This window comes from Bacillus sp. AM1(2019) (assembly GCF_009906915.1).
GTDB classification, from domain to species: domain Bacteria; phylum Bacillota; class Bacilli; order Bacillales; family Bacillaceae; genus Bacillus; species Bacillus velezensis.
The window spans coordinates 1607415-1627517 of the sequence record NZ_CP047644.1 but is presented as its reverse complement, the minus strand read 5'-3'; the positions used below and the strand labels follow the sequence as shown (position 1 = coordinate 1627517).

The following is a 20103-nucleotide window of genomic DNA, read 5'->3' as shown; positions in this document are numbered from 1 at the left end:
CAGCTGTTGTTTTCTGCCGGTTGTCTTATCCCTCAATCTTTTTTTCATATAAAAAACTTTCAATCCAGCGGAATGAAAGACAGTGACCCGGTATAGCCCTTATCTTCAAAATGCTGTGCATTTTTCTGGATGCGGCACCTTGCAATACACGCAGGTTGCCGGGCGTCATCGGTCCAGTCCCTCAGCCGCTCTTGATAAGCTTTTTAGATTTGTACTAAATTTTAGCACAATTCTAACAGAAGTCAACCCGAGTTTTTTGATAGGAATAATAAAACAGGCCCTGAGGCCTGTTTTTATTGTCATTATTTTTTAAACCAATCTTTTGACTCGGGATTCAATTTCCATGATTTCAGTTTTTCAATGTCATCTGAATGTATCGTTCCGTTTGCAAGCGCGACTTCAATCAGCGTGTCATAATCCGTTAACGAGTAATAAGGAAGACCCGCTTTTTTAAAGGCTTCTTTTGCTTTCGGCAGTCCGTATGTAAAAATGGAAATGACGCCGAGGACTTCCGCGCCCTCTCTTTGAAGGGCCGCCGCAGCTTCAAGCACGCTGCCCCCGGTAGAAATCAAGTCTTCAATCACGACTGTTTTTTGTCCTTTCTTAATGGCGCCTTCTATTTGATTTCCTTTGCCGTGCGCTTTCGGTTTGCTTCTGACGTAGCACATCGGCGCGCCTGTACGATCTGCGAGAAGCGCAGCATGCGGAATGCCCGCCGTTGCAGTGCCCGCGATCATCTCCGCCTCGGGAAAATGCTCTTTCAGCAGTTTGCCGAGCCCGTCCGCCACATCATTTCTCACTTTTGGATACGACAATGTCAGACGGTTGTCACAATAGATCGGTGATAAAATGCCGCTCGCCCACGTAAACGGCTCATTCGGGCGTAAAAAGACAGCTTCAATGTGTAATAGATGTTTTGCGATAGCCTGTTTCATCGGCGAACGCCCTCCCATTCCAGTTTAATTGCCTCATATGCTTTAACGGGGTTTTCCGCTTTTGTAATTGAGCGGCCCACGACGATGGCTGACGAACCGTTTTCTTTCGCAAATGACGGAGTCGCCGTCCGGACTTGATCGTCAGCTGCGTCACTGGCCGTGCGGATGCCCGGTGTGACTGTCAGAAATGAAGGCCGGACCGCTTCATAAATGGCTTTTGTTTCATGTACCGAACATACCACTCCGTCCAGCCCGCACTCTTCCGCCATTTTGCCGTAATGCACAACCGTTTCTAACAGCGGCTTATGCAGCAGAAGCTCTTCCTTCGCCACCTGCTCTGAAGTGCTGGTCAGCTGAGTCACCGCGATTAAAGACGGGCGTTTTCTGCCTGCCGGCGTGCCTTCTTCAAGCCCCTCTAGGGCCGCGCGCATCATGCGTGCGCCCCCTGCCGCATGCACATTGACGAGATCAACGCCGAGGCCGGCAAGCCGCTTCATCGCTTTATTGACCGTAGTCGGGATATCATGAAGCTTTAAATCTAAAAATATATCACAATTCCGTTCTTTTAATTGGTGAATGATGGCGGGGCCTTCCTGATAAAAAAGTTCCATCCCCGTTTTGACAAAAAGCCTTTCCTTTTCAAACAAGTCTAAAAACGTTAAAGTCTCTTTCCCTGATGCAAAATCAAGCGCGATGATGGGCAGGTTGTTTTTCATGTTTCCAGCTCCTTCCGATGCATTCACTTACAGATTGAAAGCCGTGTTGGCGCAGCACACGGGGGAGCTGTTCTATGATTTCCGGGCAGACGAACGGATTGACGAAGTTCGCCGTGCCGACGGCAACCGCACTCGCTCCCGCAAGAAGAAATTCTAATGCATCCTCTGCGGTCTGAACGCCGCCCATCCCGATAATCGGGATTTGAACGGCCTGGCTGACTTCGTATACCATCCGGATGGCGACCGGTTTGATCGCCGGGCCTGACAGTCCGCCCGTTTTATTTGCTAAGATCGGCCGTCCCCTCTTGAGATCGAGCCTCATCCCGATGAGTGTATTAATCATCGTCAGACCGTCAGCACCGGCCGCTTCAATCGCTTTGGCAATTTCGGTTATGTTTGCGACATTAGGCGAAAGCTTCACATACACAGGCACTGCGGAAACTTCTTTCACCGCTTTTGTCAGTTCGGCCGCCATGACGGGATCAGTACCAAAAGCAATCCCCCCCGTTTTGACATTCGGACATGAAATGTTAAGCTCAAGCGCATGCACATTCGGCGCTTGGCTGATGTGCTCGGCCACTTCTTTATAGTCGTCCACCTGAGAACCGGCGACATTTGCGATAATCGGCGTGTCAAATTGTTCGAGCCAAGGCAGCTCATGATTGAGCACATGCTCAAGGCCGGGATTTTGCAGTCCGATGGCATTCAGCATTCCCGCGCTTGTCTCCGCCACTCTCGGTGTCGGATTTCCGAAGCGGGCTTCGTTCGTCGTGGCTTTAATCATAATGCCTCCGAGGCATGATAAATCGTAAAATCCGGCATATTCTTTCCCGAAACCGAAACATCCGGAAGCGGGGATGATCGGATTTTTCAATTGGAGACCCGGCAGATTCACTTCTAACATTACAGCGCCACCTCCTCAGCTTTAAATACCGGCCCGTCAAGGCAGACCTTTACATAGGATGTATCGCTTTCACCCGTGCGGCACACGCAGGCGAAGCAGGCCCCGATGCCGCAGCCCATCCGCTCTTCCATCGAAAGATAAACCTCTTTATGGCCGTACTGCTGCTTCAGAGCTTTCAGCATCGGTGTCGGTCCGCAGCTTAGCAGGACATCGAATTCGAGCTGCTTTTCACGGATGATATCGGTGACAAATCCTTTCTCTCCATATGTTCCGTCAGCCGTCGCCACATAGGTGTCTCCGTACGCACGACATTCCTGTTCGTAAAAAACATCCTTTGCTGATTGAAATCCAAGCACATGAATGACGTTTACGCCTTTTTCCGTCAGGCGCTTTGACAGTTCCTGCAAAGGCGGAACCCCGACTCCGCCTCCGACTAACAGCGCGGTTTTGCCGGGTTCAATCCGCCGGACGGGGAATCCGTTGCCGAGAGGGCCGAGAACGTCTATCCTGCCGCCCTCTTTTTTCCCGGACAAAAGACGCGTTCCCTCACCGTCAGCTCTGTAGATAACGGATACTTCATTCGCGGCGAAATTGACGTCCGCAATGCTGAGCGGTCTTCTTAATAGCGGCGTGACCGCGTCACTCACCTTCAGATGAAGAAATTGACCCGGCTCGGTAAGGTGCCGGACAAGCTCTCCTTTCAGCACCATCTTATAAATCCGGTCGGCAATCTCTAAGTTGGATTGAACAGTCAAATGCGCTTTTTTCATATCGTGACTGCCGCCTTTTGATTGGTTTCGGATGCAGGCATATGATCCGCCCGAAATGTCATGCTTTCCAGTACCCGCAAAATGGCTTCGGCCGTATCTAAAGATGTCAGGCAGGCGACTCCGTTCTCAACGGATTCGCGGCGGATTCTGAAGCCGTCTCTGGCCGGCTGTTTGCCCTTTGTCAGCGTATTGATGACAAATTGCGCTTCGCCGTTTCTGATGACATCGAGCAGATTTTTCCCTTCTTCGCCGATTTTTCCGACGACCTGAGCCGGAATCTGAGCGTCTTTCAAATAAGCCGCCGTTCCTTCCGTTGCCAAGATTTTATAGCCGATGGCGTGGAACCGCTTGGCGATCAGCAGTCCTTCTTCTTTATCTTTATCGGCAACAGTCAACAGCACTGAGCCGTAGTTCGGGATTTGAATGCCAGAAGCAATCAGCGCTTTATAGAGCGCTTTTTCCAGGGTTGAATCTTTGCCCATGACCTCTCCCGTCGACTTCATTTCAGGGCCTAACGTAATATCCACTCTTCTCAGCTTCGCGAATGAGAAGACAGGCGCTTTCACGAATACCCCCTGCTGTTCAGGCTGCAGCCCCTCTTGATAGCCGAAATCAGCAAGCTTTTGACCGAGGATGACCTTTGTCGCCAGGTTCGCCATTGGGATTTTTGTGATTTTGCTTAAGAACGGCACGGTTCTGCTTGACCGCGGATTTACCTCAAGCACATACACCTCACCTTTCGAAAGTACGAACTGGATGTTCAGCAACCCGATGATGTTAAGGCCTTTTGCCAAGGCTACAGTGTATTGTTCGATTTTTTTCTTTATGTCTTCGCTTAAAGACTGAGGCGGATAGACGGCGATTGAATCCCCTGAATGGACGCCGGCCCGCTCGATATGCTCCATAATTCCCGGAATAACGACTGTTTCGCCGTCAGATACGGCATCGACTTCGATTTCTTTCCCCGTCAGATAACGGTCGATTAACACCGGATGCTGCGGGTTGATTTTGACCGCATTTTTCATATAGTGAAGCAGCTCTTCTTCGTGATAGACGATTTCCATCGCCCGGCCGCCGAGCACATACGAAGGGCGGACAAGTACCGGATAGCCGATGGATGCGGCGATTTTGACAGCTTCGTTCACCGACACGGCGGTTTTTCCGAGAGGCTGCGGCACATTCAGCGCCTCAAGCGCCTGCTCGAACTTATCCCGGTCTTCCGCACGGTCTAAATCTTCTAGTGATGTGCCGAGAATTTTGACGCCGCGGGCGCTCAATTCTTCCGCAAGATTGATCGCCGTCTGGCCGCCGAATTGGACAACAACGCCTTCCGGCTGTTCCAAATCGATGATGTGCATGACATCTTCAACCGTCAGCGGTTCAAAATACAGTTTGTCTGATATGCTGAAATCAGTGGAAACCGTCTCAGGGTTGTTGTTGATAATAATCGCTTCATAACCTGCCTGCTTGATCGCCCAGACAGAATGAACGGTCGCATAGTCAAATTCGACGCCCTGTCCGATACGGATCGGCCCGGAACCGAGGACGACGACGCTTTTTCTTGAAGTAACCTCAGACTCGTTCTCTTCCTCATATGTGCTGTAGAAGTACGGGGTTTCTGATTCGAATTCCGCCGCGCATGTATCCACCATTTTATATACAGGCTTGATGTCTGCTTCTTTTCGCATTTGATACAGCTCTTGTTCCGGCATATTCCATTCCCGGCTGATATATTTGTCGGAGAAACCGAGTTCCTTCGCTGTCTGAAGGACGGCGAGGCTGCCTTTTTCCGCTTTCAGCTCTGTTTCAAAAGCGACCAGCTTCCAGAGCTTGTGCAAAAAGAATACGTCAATTGCGGAAAACTCATGAAGCTGCTCCACTGTATAGCCTCTTCTGAACGCTTCAGCAAGATAAAACAGGCGTTCATCCCCGGCTTTTCTGATCCGTTTTTCCAAAAGTCCGTCCGAAATCTCTTCCGCATCCTTCAGTTCCAGGTGATAGACATCGGCTTCCAGTGAGCGGACCGCCTTTAACAGCGATTCTTCAAGGGTGCGTCCGATGGCCATGACCTCTCCGGTGGCTTTCATCTGCGTCCCGAGCCTGCGGTTTGCCGACTCAAATTTGTCGAACGGCCAGCGCGGGATTTTAGAAACGATATAGTCAAGCGCGGGCTCAAAAGCCGCATATGTTTTTCCTGTTACGGGATTCATCATTTCATCAAGAGAAAGCCCGACTGCGATTTTCGCCGCAAGCTTTGCGATCGGGTAACCCGTCGCTTTTGAAGCGAGGGCAGATGAGCGGCTCACCCGCGGATTCACTTCGATAATGTAATATTGGAAGCTGTCGGGATCGAGCGCGAGCTGAACATTACAGCCGCCTTCAATGCCGAGCGCGCGGATCAGCTTTAATGAAACATTGCGCAAAAGCTGATATTCCCGGTCGCTCAAAGTCTGGCTCGGGGCAACGACGATGCTGTCGCCCGTATGGATGCCGACCGGATCGATATTTTCCATGTTGCAAACGACGATCGCGTGATCTCTGCTGTCTCTCATGACTTCATATTCGATCTCTTTGTAACCGGCAATGCTTTTTTCCAGAAGGCACTGATGGACGGGGCTGAGTTTTAATCCGTTTTCGACGATCTCTTTCAGTTCCGCTTCATTCGAGCAGATGCCGCCGCCCGTTCCGCCTAATGTGTAAGCGGGGCGCACGATAACCGGAAACCCGATCCGGCCGACAAATTCCTCGGCTTCCTGTAAAGTGCGGATGATCTCACTTTCCGGCACCGGTTCATTCAGCTCATTCATCAGCGTACGGAATAAGTCGCGATCTTCCGCCTGCTGGATGGCGGACAGCTTTGTGCCGAGCACTTCCACTCCGCATTCCTCAAGAACCCCGAGTTCAGACAGCTCGACGGCAAGATTCAGTCCGGTCTGTCCTCCCAGAGTCGGCAGGATGGCGTCCGGCCGTTCTTTTCTGATAATACGCGTGAGAAACTCCGGCGTCAGCGGTTCTATATATACCCGATCAGCCATTTCCGTATCCGTCATAATCGTTGCCGGATTCGAGTTGACGAGAATGACTTCATAGCCTTCTTCCTTTAAAGCGAGACACGCCTGTGTGCCCGCATAATCAAATTCCGCCGCCTGTCCGATAATAATCGGGCCTGATCCGATCACTAAAATCTTTTTAATATCTACGCGTTTTGGCATACCGCTTCCCCTTCTTTCTCAGTTGTTTCGATCAAGTCAATGAATCTGTCAAATAAATGATTGGCGTCTTCCGGCCCCGGTGAAGCTTCAGGGTGGTACTGAACCGTAAATGCCGGCAATGTTTTATGCTTGAGTCCTTCGATCGTTTGGTCATTGATCGCAATGTGCGTCACTTCAAGCTCTGTCTCATCTATTGAAGAAACTGTATATCCGTGGTTTTGGGCGGTTAAAGCGACTTTCCCTGTCGCAAGCTCTTTAACCGGATGATTGGAACCCCTGTGTCCGAATTTCATTTTTTCCGTTTCCGCTCCGGATGCCAGCGCAAATAATTGGTGGCCGAGGCAGATTCCGAATAACGGCACCTTCCCGAGTATGCCTTTTATCATTTCAATGGCTTCCGGCACATCTTTCGGATCTCCGGGTCCGTTAGAAAGCATGATGCCGTCCGGCTTGAGCTGAAGCACTTCTTCCGCCGTTACATTGTACGGCACAACGATGACATCGCATTTTCTTTTGTTTAACTCTCTTAAAATGCCGTGCTTCATACCGAAATCGACGAGTACGATGCGTTTGCCGCGGCCCGGACTCGGATATGCCGTTTTCGCAGATACTTGAGCGACTTGATTTCTCGGCAGTTCCGTTTCTTTCAGCCTTGCAAGAACCTCTCCGACATTCTCCTCACTTGAAGCAAACGTTCCTTTTAATGCGCCGGCCGTGCGGATCATTCTTGTGAGCTTTCTCGTGTCAATCCCTTGTAAGCCGGGGATATTTTTCATTTTCAAATACTCGTCAAGCGTGTAAGCCGAACGCCAGTTGGAAGGCAGCTCGCACAGTTCTTTTACGATCAGCCCTTTTACAAAAGGAGTGATGGATTCAAAGTCATCTCTGTTAATTCCGTAGTTGCCGATCAGAGGATACGTCAGCGTCACGATCTGCCCGCAGTAAGAAGGGTCTGATAAAATTTCCTGATAACCGGTCATTCCCGTGTTGAATACGACTTCACCCGCGGTATGTTCCAGGCTCCCGAATGCTTCACCCTCAAATACCGCTCCATTTTCCAGCACTAGTCTTCTTTTCATTTGACGAGTCTCCCTTCTTCGTATGCAAGCTTACCGGCAGCCATCGTTGCAACAGGCCAGCCGAAGCACTTCATCTTGTTGAATGGCGTATTTTTTCCTTTAGATAAAAATGTATCTTTGTCAATGGCTGCTTCTTTTTCCAGATCAATCAGGGTAATGTCAGCCGGCGCCCCCGGTGCAAGCGTTCCGTACGGAAGACCGAATGCCTCGCAAGGTTTTACCGTCATGAAATCAACCAGCTGCTTCAGCGTCCACGTCCCGTTTTTCACAAAATGTGTGTACAGAAGCGGAAAGGCTGTTTCTAAACCGACGATACCGAAAGGCGCAAGCTTCATATCCGTGTTTTTCTCTTCTTCTGTATGCGGCGCATGGTCAGTGGCGATGAAATCAATCGTACCGTCTAACAGCCCTTCAATCAGCGCCTCTCTGTCCTCTTTGCTGCGAAGCGGCGGATTCATTTTAAAATTGGTATCAAGTCCCGGGATATCTTCGTCACAAAGCAGCAGGTGGTGCGGCGACACTTCCGCCGTCACGCGGATTCCCGCTTTTTTTGCGTCTCTTACGGCTCTGACGGATTCTTTCGTGCTGATATGACACACATGGTAATGGCAGTCCGCCGCTTCCGCCAGCAGGACGTCACGGGCGATATGTACCGCTTCACAAATGGAAGGTATGCCGTTCAGGCCGTTCGCTTTTGAAAAAGATCCTTCATGCACGCTTCCTCCGTAAATAAGCGAGTTATCCTCACAATGAGCGACAATCGCTTTATTCATTGAAGCCGCCCGTTTCATGGCTTCATACATCATTCCGGCCGTCTGAACGCCGACGCCGTCATCGGTGAAGGCGAATGCGCCCGCTTCATGAAGCGCCTCAAAATCTGTCATTTCTTCGCCGGTTTGTCTGATCGTAATGGATGCGTAAGGAAGGACCCTGACAGATGAGGTTTCTTTGATCCGGTTTTGCAGCCATTCCATCTGCTCTTTCGTATCCGGCACCGGCCTTGTATTCGGCATGGCTGCGACTGTGGTAAAGCCGCCCCGCGCCGCGGCTTTAGAGCCCGTCTCAATGGTTTCTTTTTTCTCGCCGCCCGGTTCTCTGAAGTGGACATGAAGGTCTACGAGCCCCGGTGAAACGAACAGTCCCTCAGCGTCGATCACCGTTTCTCCGTCTTTCGCTGTCAGAAGCCCGGTTTCCGTAATGAATTCACCCGTTACCCGGATGTCCTGTGCCACTTTTTCTCCCTGTTCATTTAACATCCAGCCGTTTTTAATGAGATAAGACATAAGCCGCTTCTCCCCTTTTCACATTGGTTTGCAGTGCTCTTTTTAAGACTGCCATTCTGATATACACACCATTTTCCATTTGTTTAAAGATTCTTGATTTTCCGCATTCCACTAATGTTGTGTCAATTTCGACTCCTCTGTTCACCGGTGCGGGATGCATGATGATGGCATGCCGCTTCATGCTCTCCGCCCGCTTTGCGGTCAGCCCGTATGCTTCCAGGTAGCCTTTTTGGTCGGCTTCTGTCTGATGCCTTTCATTTTGGATGCGGAGCAGCATGACGACATCTGAAGCTTGTATGGCTTCATCCGTCTGAACACAGGTGCCGAAGGCGTTTTTCTCATCCTGCCATTGCGGCGGACCAGAAAACAGCACGCGTGCGCCGAGCCTTGTCAGCACCTCGGCATTCGACCTTGCCACCCTGCTGTGTTTGATATCGCCATGAATGGAAACCGTCAGGCCCTGAAAGGACTCAAATTCCTCTTGAATCGTCATTAAATCGAGCAATGACTGAGTCGGGTGCTGGCCGCAGCCGTCGCCGGCGTTTAAGATCGGAATATTGACTCTGCCGGTCAGATCTTTGTAATATTCATCCGTGCTGTGCCGGATGACGCAGGCGTCCGCTCCGATTGATTCCAGTGTTTTGACCGTGTCATATAAGGACTCGCCTTTTTGAACGCTTGTGCTCGTATCGTCTAAGCTGAGCACGTTCATTCCGAGTTTCTTTTCCGCCACTTCAAAGCTGAACCGCGTTCTCGTGCTCGGTTCAAAAAACAGATTCGCAACGAATTTCCCCGCGAGATCGGGGCGGACTGTTCCCTCTTTTATCGCTTTTGCCTCACGCAGCAGTTCTGTAATTTCAGCAGTGCTCAGTTCAGACATTGCCGTTAAATGATTCATATTTTTCTCCTCCGTTTCCGCTTGAAGGCCGTAAAAAAACACCCCGGTCTATATAGACTCGGGGTGCGGTTAAAGAGAGAAGCGGCGTACAGCTTCTTCCCGTTATAACCCTTCCAAGCCTCTCTGGACTTTCTTTAAAAGGTTTACATATGATTTTGTTTTTCTGATGCAATCGCGTCTTCTTCATTTGCATGCGGCAGGATAAGGTTCAGGATGACTCCGACAATTGCCGCAAGCGCCATGCCGGATATTTGGAACCCACCTTTTGATACTTGAATAAAAGCCCCTCCGACGCCGATCACGAGGATGACGGACGTGATAATTAAATTTCTCTTGTTTTCATAATCAATGTTGTTGTCAATCAGCATTCTTAAGCCGCTGGAGGCGATAATTCCGAAGAGCAGGAAGGAAACGCCTCCCATAACCGCGGACGGAACAGAACTGATCAGCGCTGAAACTTTTCCGATAAATCCGAAGCACAGCGCAATCACACCCGCGCCGCCGATGACAAAAACGCTGAAAACTCTCGTAATTGCCAGTACACCGATGTTCTCGCCGTATGTCGTCGTCGGCGGGCCGCCGATTAACGAAGCGATGATCGTCGCAACGCTGTCCCCCATTATGGAGCGGTGCAGTCCCGGCTTTTTAATGAAATCCTGTCCGACGACTTTACTCAGCACCATTTGGTGGCCGATATGTTCTGACATCGTCACGAAAGCGACCGGCACCATCGCAGCCGCAATGCCCAATGTCACTGACGGCGTATAGTCTTTAAAAGGGATGATAAATTCAGGAACGGCGAACCATTTTGCATCAATGACCGGCTGGAAATTGACGATGCCCTGTGTCAGCGCAAACAGATAGCCGCCTATAATGCCGATCAATACCGGAATCAGGCTTAAAAATCCCCGTAAAAAGATGGCGCAGATAATGGTGATGGCCAAAGTGACGCCGGCTACACTGAAATGTTTCAAGCTGTAGACGAGTTCCTTTGCATTCGGATCGGCATACATTGCCATATTGACGGCTGTGCTTGCCAGTCCGAGGCCGATGACGATGATGACCGGCCCGACGACCACCGGGGGCAGCAGCTTCATCAGCCACCCCGTTCCAAGCTGCCTGATGAGAAGCGCGATCAGGCCGTACACAATTCCCGCCAGGAAAGCGCCGACCATGGCAGCCCCCGGCCCTCCCGTCGCCTTCACCAAGATAATCGGTGATATAAAGGCGAATGATGAGCCGAGATAAGCGGGAATCTGGCCTTTTGTCACCAAGAGATAGGCGAGTGTCCCGATTCCGCTCGTGACAAGCGCCACTGCCGGGCTCATTCCGACCAGTTTCGGCACGAGTATGGTTGAACCGAACATGGCGAATAAATGCTGCAGGCTGAATGACAGCCAAGACAATGGATTGGGGACGTCCCTGACTCCCAGGTTTACTTTTTTCTTACTCATGGCGTTTTCCTCCCGGTTGACTTTCAAATGGTATAAAAAAACCTCTTTGCTTTTGGCGCAAAGAGGCATACAAAACCCGGCCGCGTCGATCCGCCCGGCTTTGTGTTTTAAAATCCTCTTTGCAAACTCTCTGGAATGCATTTAAAAAGGTGATTATTCATTTTCGTAAATGGCGACCATATCAGTCTGATCAACTTCGCTCAGCTGAACCATCACTTTTTCAGCTTTTGAGGTCGGAATGTTTTTCCCGATATAGTCCGCTCTGATCGGCAGCTCCCGGTGCCCTCTGTCGACAAGCACGGCAAGCTGTATCGATGACGGCCGTCCGACATCAACGAGGGCATCCATCGCAGCTCTCACCGTCCGGCCGGTATAAAGCACATCATCAACCACAATGACCTTTTGGTCTGTGATATCGGCCGGAATGTCCGCCCCTTTTACAAGCGGCTCTTCATTGCTCGTTTTTTTCGTCAGGTCGTCACGGTAGAGGGTGATATCGATTTCCCCGACGGTGACCGGATTCCCTTCAATCTGTTCGATCCGCTCGGCCAGCCGCTTCGCTAAATAAATGCCTCTTGTTTTAATCCCTACAAGAATGCAGTCATTCATTCCTTTATTCCGTTCGATCATTTCATGGGCTATCCTTGTCAGCGCCCGCCTGATCGCCTGTTCGTCGAGAATAACAGCTTTTTGATTCACTCGTGACACCTCTCCATTCGTATATAAGAAGAAAAAACCCCTCCTGCCAGAGCATAGAGGGGTTCCTTTCCAGGACGAAGACACACGTGTATCTCTTCTGTCCTATCCGTTATCCTTCTCAGCCTCTCTGGACTGTGTTAAAGAATCTATTCAGCTTGTTTTTATTATTTCAGAAAAGAAAGTCGCTGTCAATGGCTATTTCTTAAATCTTCAATGAGTTTTTTCATATCTTCAGGAAGGGGCGCTTCAAACTCCATGTATTCTCCCGTCCGCGGATGATCAAAACCTAATATTCCGGCATGAAGCGCCTGACCATTGAAATCAATGGTTTTTCTCGGTCCGTACTTCGGGTCGCCTGCCAAAGGAAACCCGATATATTTCATATGAACACGGATCTGATGCGTTCTTCCGGTCTCAAGACGGCACTCTACGAGCGTGAAATCTTGAAAACGCTCAAGCACGTGGAAATGCGTGACGGCGTTTTTGCTGCTTTCTCTTGTTACGGTCATGCTTTGACGTTCTTTTTTATCTCTACCGATCGGAGCGTCAATTGTTCCGTCATCATGTGAAATCACCCCGTGGACAACCGCTTTGTACTTTCTGGTCACGGTTTTATTGACGAGCTGATTAACGAGTGATTCATGCGCTATATCGTTTTTAGCGACCATTAACAGACCGGAAGTATCTTTATCAATCCGGTGGACGATTCCCGGGCGCATGACGCCGTTAATGCCGGAAAGGTCGTTGCAGTGAGCCATCAGTCCGTTTACAAGCGTCCCTGTCACATGGCCGGGCGCCGGGTGTACAACCATGCCCCGCGGTTTGTTCACAACCAAGACGTCCTGATCCTCATAGTAAATGTCCAAATCCATCGGCTCTGCAAGCACGTCCAATTCTTCCGGTTCAGGAATGGTGACGTTTACCTGATCGCCAGGCTGCATTTTATAATTCGCTTTTACGGATTTGCCGTTAACAGATACCAATCCCTCTTTTACCCATTGCTGCACTTGAGTGCGTGACCAGTTTTCTCCCGTTGAAGCCAAAAATTTATCAATCCGTTCGCTCTTTTGTTCAGGCTGAACGGTTATCTCAAATTGATTCATGTTATTGCTCCTTCTTTTTCCCGCTGTCAAACAGCATATGAATAAATAAAAGTATTACACCGACGCACAGTGAGGAGTCCGCGATATTAAAAATCGGATAGTGATAATCCACGATGATGACATGAATAAAATCAACCACTTCCTGGCGCGCCGCCCGGTCAATAAAGTTTCCGGCCGCACCGCCCAGCATTAAGCCGAGAGAAATTCCGAGTAACATCTGCCCTTTTGCATAACGCTGTATGTAATAAACGATTCCGATAATCACGGCGATGGTAATGACGTAGAAAAACCACATTTGGCCGGCTAAAATCCCCCACGCCGCTCCCGTGTTGCGATGAGATGTGATATAAAGCACCTGATCGATGACAGGTATGCTTTGTCCCAATTCCATATGGCTGACGACAAGCCATTTGGTCAATTGGTCGGCAATAATAATAAAAAGAGCGATTAGATAATAAAGCACACACGTTCCTCCAGTATACAGTTACTTTTATCCTTTATGAATTTTATCAGTAAAAGATGCCAGAGTAAAGGCAGATCATAAGCGCATGCAAACAGACGCTGTCACTCATACAGCGCCTGATCATATGCATAATCTCCGGGTTCCCAATATGGAAGGGTTTTCTTTTCAAATTGAGCGGGATAATAAAAATCATCAGCGGTTCTGGCCGTCGGCAGCACCGCAAGTTTTTCAATCGGAATGGGGGCGCCTGTTTTTTCACAATAACCGTACGTATTGTTTTCAAACTTAGACAGGGCAAGAAGAACGTCTTGAAGTTCTTCTTTTATATGATAGATCAGAGTTGCTTCTTGATCGTTCATTGAAGGTTCAACAGATGCTGACATTTGAAAGCAAGAATATTCGAATAATCTTGATTGAAGTTCTTCTTTCATCATGAGAAGCTCCGTGTGGATTGCGGTCAGTTGATCATTCATTCATCACAACTCCTGCTCTTGATGTTATGGCTTTATTGTTGCCCCCAGAGCGCCATTTGAAGCCCATAAGATTTTTCCTGTCGTTCTAATCGATGACATTAGTGGCATGTAAAAAAGCGCCCGGCTGTCACCCGGCGCTTTCTCATTTATTATTTTTGATAATATTTTTCAACGATTTCCGCATTGCGCAGTGATAATGTCGGATATTTCGGATTGGCTCCGACATCTTTAGAAATTACGCGGGAACGTTCACACATCTGGCCTTCCGCTTTTTCTACGGTCATTTTTCCTGTTGTGAAGCTTTGCGCGTTTTCCGGCGCTTCACTTTCGTCTTTTACTGTCAGTTCTGAGACGATAAACAGCTGCGCGATGTTTTCTTTAATGGATGACAAGAGGTCGCGGTTTTCTTTGTTCGGATACAAAGTCAGGCTCGCTTCCAATGATCTTCCGATAATTTTTTCGTTACGGGCTGTTTCCAAAGCTTTCAGCACGTCGTTTCGAAGCTCCATGAAGCGGTCGAACTTTTCTTCTGTCGCTTGACTGTCCGGAACAGCAATGGTTTCCGGCATATCTGTCAGCTGCACGCTCGCTTCTTCAACAAATGATAAGTGAGACCACATTTCATCCGCCGTGTGCGGGAGAATCGGCGCCGTCAGCTTCACTAACGCCAGCAGCGTTTCATAGAAGACCGTCTGCATGCTGCGGCGGTCCGGATGATCCGCATGCTCGATGTACACAACATCTTTTGCAAAATCAAGATAGAAGGAGCTGAGCTCAATCGTACAGAAATTGTGAATGCTGTGATAAACAACCGCAAATTCATATTCATCGTACGCTTTTTTCACCTTATCGATCAGCTTATTCAGCTTGATCAGCATATATTGATCCACTTCGCGGAGATCTTTTACATCCACGGCATTGACGCTTGGATTGAAATCGAACAGGTTGCCGTGAAGGAAGCGGAACGTGTTGCGGACTTTCCGGTATACTTCCGCGACCTGCTTCAGAATGGCGTCAGACACGCGAACGTCCGCCTGATAATCCACTGACGATACCCATAATCTTAAGATGTCGGCACCAAGCTGTTTCATGACTTTAGCCGGAACAACAACGTTACCGATTGATTTACTCATCTTGCGTCCTTCTCCATCCAGTGCGAACCCATGGCTGAGCACACCTTTATACGGCGCTTTTCCTGTTACGGCTACTGCTGTAGAAAGAGAAGAGTTAAACCAGCCGCGATATTGGTCAGATCCCTCTAGGTATAAATCAGCCGGGCGAACGAGGTCATCACGTTCTTCAAGCACTGCTTGATGTGAAGAGCCTGAATCAAACCAAACATCCATGATATCCTGTTCTTTTGTAAATGTGCCGTTCGGGCTGCCAGGATGCGTAAAGCCTTCCGGAAGAAGATCCTTTGCTTCTTTTTCAAACCAAATGTTTGATCCGTGCTGTCTGAACAATTCAGAAACATGTTCAATGGTTTCATCTGTAATAATCGGTTCTCCGTTTTCAGCGTAAAATACCGGAATCGGCACACCCCACGCACGCTGTCTGGAAATACACCAGTCTCCGCGGTCCCGAACCATGTTGTGCAAACGCTGCTCACCCCATTCAGGAACCCATTTGGTTTCTTTAATGGCATCCAGCAGGTCTGATCTGAAATCTTTAATAGACGCAAACCATTGCGCTGTCGCTCTGAAAATGGTTGGTTTTTTTGTTCTCCAATCATGCGGATAAGAGTGAGTAATGAATTCAAGCTTCACAAGTGCGCCTTTTTCATCGAGCTGCTGTGTGATCGCTTTGTTTGCATCATCATAGAACATGCCTTCAAACCCAGGAGCTTCGCTTGTCATTACACCTTTTTCATCGACCGGGCAAAGCACATCTAAACCGTATTTTTGGCCAATGATAAAGTCATCTTCCCCATGTCCTGGCGCTGTATGAACACAGCCTGTTCCGGCATCGGTTGTTACGTGTTCACCAAGCATAACGAGAGAGTCTCTGCCATATAGCGGGTGTTCAGCGATAATGTTCTCAAGGTCTTTTCCTTTGACCGTTCTTGTCACTTCATACTGATCAAATCCGCATGCTGATGCAACACTTTCGACTAAGGCACTTGCTACGACAAAGCGGTCTTCACCTACTGCAATCACGCTGTACTCAAGATCAGGGTGCACTGAGATTCCGAGGTTCGCCGGAATTGTCCAAGGCGTTGTTGTCCAAATGATGATGCGCTCGCCGTTTTCAAGAACGCCTTTTCCGTCTTTTACACCAAAAGCGACGTAAATAGATGCTGAACGTTTGTCTTGATATTCGATCTCGGCTTCAGCCAGAGCAGACTCACTTGAAGGTGACCAGTTAACCGGTTTAAGGCCTTTGTAAATGTAGCCTCGTTTTGCCATTTCACCAAATACGCGGATTTGCTGCGCTTCGTATTCCGGTTTTAATGTCACGTATGGGTTTTCCCAGTCACCGCGGACACCAAGACGTTTGAATTGCTCACGCTGTCCCTCGATTTGCTTCCAAGCGTACTCTTCACATAGTTTGCGGAATTCTGCTACTGACATTTCTTTCCGGTTTACTTTTTTGTTTTTCGTCAGCGCCGTTTCAATCGGCAGTCCGTGCGTATCCCAGCCCGGCACGTACGGTGCGTTGTAGCCGCTCATTGATTTATAGCGGACGATGAAATCTTTCAGGATTTTGTTCAGGGCATGGCCCATGTGGATGTCTCCGTTTGCATAAGGAGGTCCGTCATGCAGCACGAATTTCGGGCGGTCTTTCGTCCGTTCTTGAACAAGACGGTAAATGTCCTGCTCCTCCCAGTCTTTTTGCATGTCCGGCTCACGATTCGGCAGATTTCCGCGCATCGGAAAATCTGTTTTCGGCATTAACAGCGTATCTTTGTAATCCATTTTCATTCCTCCACAACATTTTTCAGAAAATAAAAAAAGCCCTCTCATCCCATAAGGGACGAGAAAGCTTATCTCGCGGTACCACCCTTTTAGAAAAAACGGATCATCCGTCTTTTCCTCTCGAACATCGTAACGTGATGGAACGTCCTATCCTACTCTCGGTTCAGAAAGGAAACTAAAGGGCTGATCTGCATGATTCCGGCCATCCCGGGCTTTCACCTTCCCCGGGTCGCTTTATAGCCTGTTTTGAGTCATGCCGGTCCCTTTCAATCGTCTTTTCATCTGAATTTATGAACGTATTATATTCGAACGGGCCGGAGAATGTCAAGAAAATCAGAAAATTATTCTTTTTCCTCAAATACCGCGTCGACTTCGTATTCCAGCAGATGATCCCAATCATCGTTCTTCAGCAGGTCGAGCTGCGCTTCAATCAGCATTTGGAAACGTGTTCTGAAGACTTTAGACTGTTTTTTCAGCTCTTCAATTTCCATTGCGATTTTTCTTGATTTGGAAAGCGACTCATTGATGATGCGATCAGCATTTTTTTCTGCTTCACGGACGATCAGCTTCGCTTCTTTCTGCGAGTTGCGCTTTACGTCTTCTGCGGCTTCCTGAGCTACGAGAATTGATTTATTCAGCGTTTCTTCGATATTGGCAAAGTGGCCGATTTTTTCGTCCAGCTCGTTCACTTTCGCCTCAAGCTCCGTTTTTTTACGGAGTGCGATTTCGTAATCTTTTCTGACCTGCATTAAAAATTCATTTACTTCATCTTCATCATATCCGCGAAAACCTTTTGTAAACGTTTTGTTATGGATATCATTCGGCGTTAATGGCATATTGCCACCTCCATTTTTACATTTCAGTACGGTTATCTAGTTCACATTATAAAACAAATACGGCACAGATGGAGAAAAAAACTGAAAAAACGACTCATTTTTGCCGTTCAAATGTAACTTTCCATTTGTCTTTTTTCGTTTTTCCGTCAACTTTTGCCAAACTGCATCGTCCGAAGCCGCGAATCGAGAGCATGTCCCCTTCAGCAACCTGATAAGACGGATCTTCAATGGCTTTCCAATTCACCTTAACGAGCCCGTTTTTCACAAGCGCCTGCGCTTTCTGGCGGGATTGCCTGCTCATTGAAGCGCAGACGGCGTCGAGACGCAATGAAGAAACCGTGTCATCCCTTATTTCGACATCTGAAGCGGGAATGTGAAGAGCGGAAAGCTCGATTTTCTCAAGCTTTACCGGCGCTTTGCCCGCCTTGGTCAGCTGAGTGCTGACAAAATCGGCGATTTCACCGGAGACGATCAGCTGCACGGCTTCCTCTGAGAAAATCAGATCGCCGTATTTCTGCCGCTTTAAGCCGATCCCCATTAATGATCCGAGAAGAGAGCGGTGGTCAATGCTGACGAATTTTTCAGCGTATTGAACGTCAAAAGCCCGAAGCTCAAAATCATCCTGTTCAGGTTCCATATATTCAGGGTATAAAATCGCGCGTTTGCGCTCAGCTCTGTCATATCCTCCGAAAAACGCAAGACCGCAGGCGTCGCCGATAACGGCTTTTACAATGACCTGTTCTCTGGGATCTAAGAAATCAGTCAGCTTCATCCGATACTGGTCCAGGACAATCTGTTTCCATTCAAGCACCTGATCAATAAAAGGCCGCTCGTCTTGTCTGAAGTGCTGGTAAATATCGCTCATGTTCTTTCCTTTCTATGTAAAGAGGCTTGGCTGGTGCCAAGCCCGTATCAAACTGTCGCATTCAAGTATACATTGCGATCATGCGGTATAGGCCCCAAAGTCCCGTCGTGGCAAACCGAAGCACGATAATCGCTACAATCGGGGATATATCCAGCATGGCAATGGGCGGAATGATCCTTCTGAACGGCTCTAAATACGGTTCGCAAATCGCTGCGAGAAACCGTCCGACCGCCGTTTCTCTCGTACTCGGCACCCATGACATAAAGATATAGATGATCAGGGCAAACGAGTAGATGTAAATTAAATAACTCAGAACGGAAAAAATTTGATAAAGAATCATCCTGCTTTACCACCTCTGATGTTCGTCTTCATTTATAAGCTCCGAAATCGTGCCGGAAACGTCGACATTATCAGGCGTGCACAGAAAAATATCTGAACCGATTCTCTGAATGTCGCCGCCGATGGCGTAGACGGTACCGCTTAAAAAGTCGACGATTCTTTTCGCCTGATCATGCTGGATGCGCTGCAGATTGACGACAACCGCCCGCCTGTTCTTTAAATGATCGGCGATTTCCTGCGCTTCCGCATATACACGCGGTTCACTCAACACCACTTTAGAGGATTTCTGAACACTTTGCAAGCTTACTACGTTCTGCTTGCCCTGCGGCTTCTGAGCGTAAGCAGGCTGTTTATCTTTCTGCTGTTCATGCTCTTCCGGATGATCCTGCTCCGTTTCAATGTATTCATACTCGTACTCCTCCTCATCCATTGAGAAAAAGTTTTTCAGTTTATTTTTCATGCTCATTTGTTTACACCCCCCGGTTCATTTCCGACTAATGAAGAGCCGATTCTGATAAAAGTTGCGCCCTCTTCAACAGCGATTTCATAATCATTTGACATGCCCATTGACAGTTCCCGGCACGGTGCGTTTGTCTGATGCAGTTTTTGCACCTGATCCCTCAGATCACGCAATTGCCGGAAGCAGGCTCTGATCGTTTCTGTATCGTCTGTCAGGGGAGCCATCGTCATCAGGCCCTCTACAGAAATGTTTCTAAACTCAGAAAGCTCTCTGATAAAGGGGATGACCTCCTCTGTTTTCAAACCGTGCTTAGACGGCTCAAGCGAAGTATTCACCTGCACAAAACAGCGAACCGCATGCTGCGCCCGTTTTTCAATCTCTTTTGCCAATGACAGTCTGTCTAAGGAATGTATATAAGATACACGGTCAACGACGGCCTTCACCTTTCTGGACTGAAGACTGCCGATAAAGTGCCACTCCGGGCTGCCTTTGATGACTTCCTGCTTATGGATAAGCTCGGCATCCCGGTTTTCTCCCAGACTTGTAATACCGGCATCAACGGCCTCTTGAGCCCTTTCGGCTGATACGTATTTTGTAACCGCGATGACGGTAACATCTTCGGGGCTTCGGCCCGATCTGTTACATGCTTCGTTTATTCTTTCGTTTATATGTCGTAATTGATCAGCAACACGCAAGATC

At 48.7% G+C, this 20103-nt stretch carries 19 protein-coding genes and 1 riboswitch; all 19 genes read right to left on the bottom strand.

Features of this window, described 5'->3' with window-relative positions:
* Positions 1 to 96: 96 nt before the first annotated feature.
* Positions 97 to 201: riboswitch (SAM riboswitch) on the bottom strand.
* 101 nt (positions 202 to 302) lie between these two features.
* On the bottom strand, positions 303 to 935 hold the full coding sequence (pyrE, locus tag GNE05_RS08235; protein WP_017417751.1) for an orotate phosphoribosyltransferase: 633 nt from the start codon (positions 933 to 935) through the stop codon (positions 303 to 305).
* Entirely contained in the window at positions 932 to 1651 is a 720-nt protein-coding gene (gene pyrF, locus GNE05_RS08230; protein WP_160182658.1) for an orotidine-5'-phosphate decarboxylase, read from the bottom strand. The genes pyrE and pyrF overlap by 4 nt, the downstream gene beginning before the upstream one ends.
* A complete protein-coding gene (locus tag GNE05_RS08225; RefSeq protein ID WP_160182657.1) occupies positions 1620 to 2555 on the bottom strand; it encodes a dihydroorotate dehydrogenase in 936 nt (311 codons plus the stop codon). Before GNE05_RS08225 ends, pyrF begins: the two co-directional genes overlap by 32 nt.
* Positions 2555 to 3325, bottom strand: coding sequence for a dihydroorotate dehydrogenase electron transfer subunit (locus GNE05_RS08220; protein WP_160182656.1), 771 nt, complete (start codon positions 3323 to 3325; stop codon positions 2555 to 2557). The genes GNE05_RS08225 and GNE05_RS08220 overlap by 1 nt, the downstream gene beginning before the upstream one ends.
* Positions 3322 to 6537 carry a carbamoyl-phosphate synthase (glutamine-hydrolyzing) large subunit gene (gene carB / locus GNE05_RS08215; RefSeq protein WP_160182655.1) on the bottom strand — a complete coding sequence of 1072 codons (3216 nt, stop codon included), beginning with the start codon at positions 6535 to 6537 and terminating at the stop codon, positions 3322 to 3324. Before carB ends, GNE05_RS08220 begins: the two co-directional genes overlap by 4 nt.
* Complete coding sequence (locus GNE05_RS08210) at positions 6522 to 7616, bottom strand: carbamoyl phosphate synthase small subunit (protein WP_007409730.1); 1095 nt, start codon at positions 7614 to 7616, stop codon at positions 6522 to 6524. Before GNE05_RS08210 ends, carB begins: the two co-directional genes overlap by 16 nt.
* The gene (locus GNE05_RS08205; RefSeq protein WP_029973495.1) at positions 7613 to 8899 is read right to left on the bottom strand and encodes a dihydroorotase; all 1287 of its coding nucleotides are present in this window, start codon (positions 8897 to 8899) and stop codon (positions 7613 to 7615) included. Before GNE05_RS08205 ends, GNE05_RS08210 begins: the two co-directional genes overlap by 4 nt.
* Positions 8883 to 9797 (bottom strand): aspartate carbamoyltransferase catalytic subunit, encoded by a 915-nt coding sequence (locus GNE05_RS08200; protein ID WP_160182654.1) that lies wholly within the window; start codon positions 9795 to 9797, stop codon positions 8883 to 8885. Before GNE05_RS08200 ends, GNE05_RS08205 begins: the two co-directional genes overlap by 17 nt.
* 143 nt (positions 9798 to 9940) lie before the next feature.
* A complete protein-coding gene (pyrP, locus tag GNE05_RS08195) occupies positions 9941 to 11251 on the bottom strand; it encodes a uracil permease PyrP (protein WP_007409727.1) in 1311 nt (436 codons plus the stop codon).
* 153 nt (positions 11252 to 11404) lie between these two features.
* On the bottom strand, positions 11405 to 11950 hold the full coding sequence (gene pyrR / locus GNE05_RS08190; protein WP_003154392.1) for a bifunctional pyrimidine operon transcriptional regulator/uracil phosphoribosyltransferase: 546 nt from the start codon (positions 11948 to 11950) through the stop codon (positions 11405 to 11407).
* Between the two features lie 188 nt (positions 11951 to 12138).
* On the bottom strand, positions 12139 to 13053 hold the full coding sequence (locus tag GNE05_RS08185) for an RluA family pseudouridine synthase (RefSeq protein ID WP_160182653.1): 915 nt from the start codon (positions 13051 to 13053) through the stop codon (positions 12139 to 12141).
* Between the two features lies 1 nt (position 13054).
* Positions 13055 to 13516, bottom strand: coding sequence for a signal peptidase II (lspA, locus tag GNE05_RS08180; protein ID WP_003154398.1), 462 nt, complete (start codon positions 13514 to 13516; stop codon positions 13055 to 13057).
* 101 nt (positions 13517 to 13617) lie between these two features.
* Positions 13618 to 13989 carry a TraR/DksA family transcriptional regulator gene (locus GNE05_RS08175; RefSeq protein WP_003154399.1) on the bottom strand — a complete coding sequence of 124 codons (372 nt, stop codon included), beginning with the start codon at positions 13987 to 13989 and terminating at the stop codon, positions 13618 to 13620.
* A 149-nt stretch (positions 13990 to 14138) separates the two neighbouring features.
* Positions 14139 to 16904, bottom strand: coding sequence for an isoleucine--tRNA ligase (gene ileS / locus GNE05_RS08170; RefSeq protein WP_012117512.1), 2766 nt, complete (start codon positions 16902 to 16904; stop codon positions 14139 to 14141).
* A 341-nt stretch (positions 16905 to 17245) separates the two neighbouring features.
* The gene (gene divIVA / locus GNE05_RS08165; RefSeq protein ID WP_003154406.1) at positions 17246 to 17740 is read right to left on the bottom strand and encodes a septum site-determining protein DivIVA; all 495 of its coding nucleotides are present in this window, start codon (positions 17738 to 17740) and stop codon (positions 17246 to 17248) included.
* A gap of 94 nt (positions 17741 to 17834) precedes the next feature.
* Complete coding sequence (locus GNE05_RS08160) at positions 17835 to 18605, bottom strand: YlmH family RNA-binding protein (protein WP_015388260.1); 771 nt, start codon at positions 18603 to 18605, stop codon at positions 17835 to 17837.
* 61 nt (positions 18606 to 18666) lie between these two features.
* Entirely contained in the window at positions 18667 to 18945 is a 279-nt protein-coding gene (locus tag GNE05_RS08155; RefSeq protein WP_003154408.1) for a YggT family protein, read from the bottom strand.
* A gap of 6 nt (positions 18946 to 18951) precedes the next feature.
* Entirely contained in the window at positions 18952 to 19410 is a 459-nt protein-coding gene (gene sepF / locus GNE05_RS08150) for a cell division protein SepF (RefSeq protein WP_007409719.1), read from the bottom strand.
* Complete coding sequence (locus tag GNE05_RS08145) at positions 19407 to 20099, bottom strand: YggS family pyridoxal phosphate-dependent enzyme (RefSeq protein ID WP_007409718.1); 693 nt, start codon at positions 20097 to 20099, stop codon at positions 19407 to 19409. The genes sepF and GNE05_RS08145 overlap by 4 nt, the downstream gene beginning before the upstream one ends.
* Between the last annotated feature and the right edge of the window lie 4 nt (positions 20100 to 20103).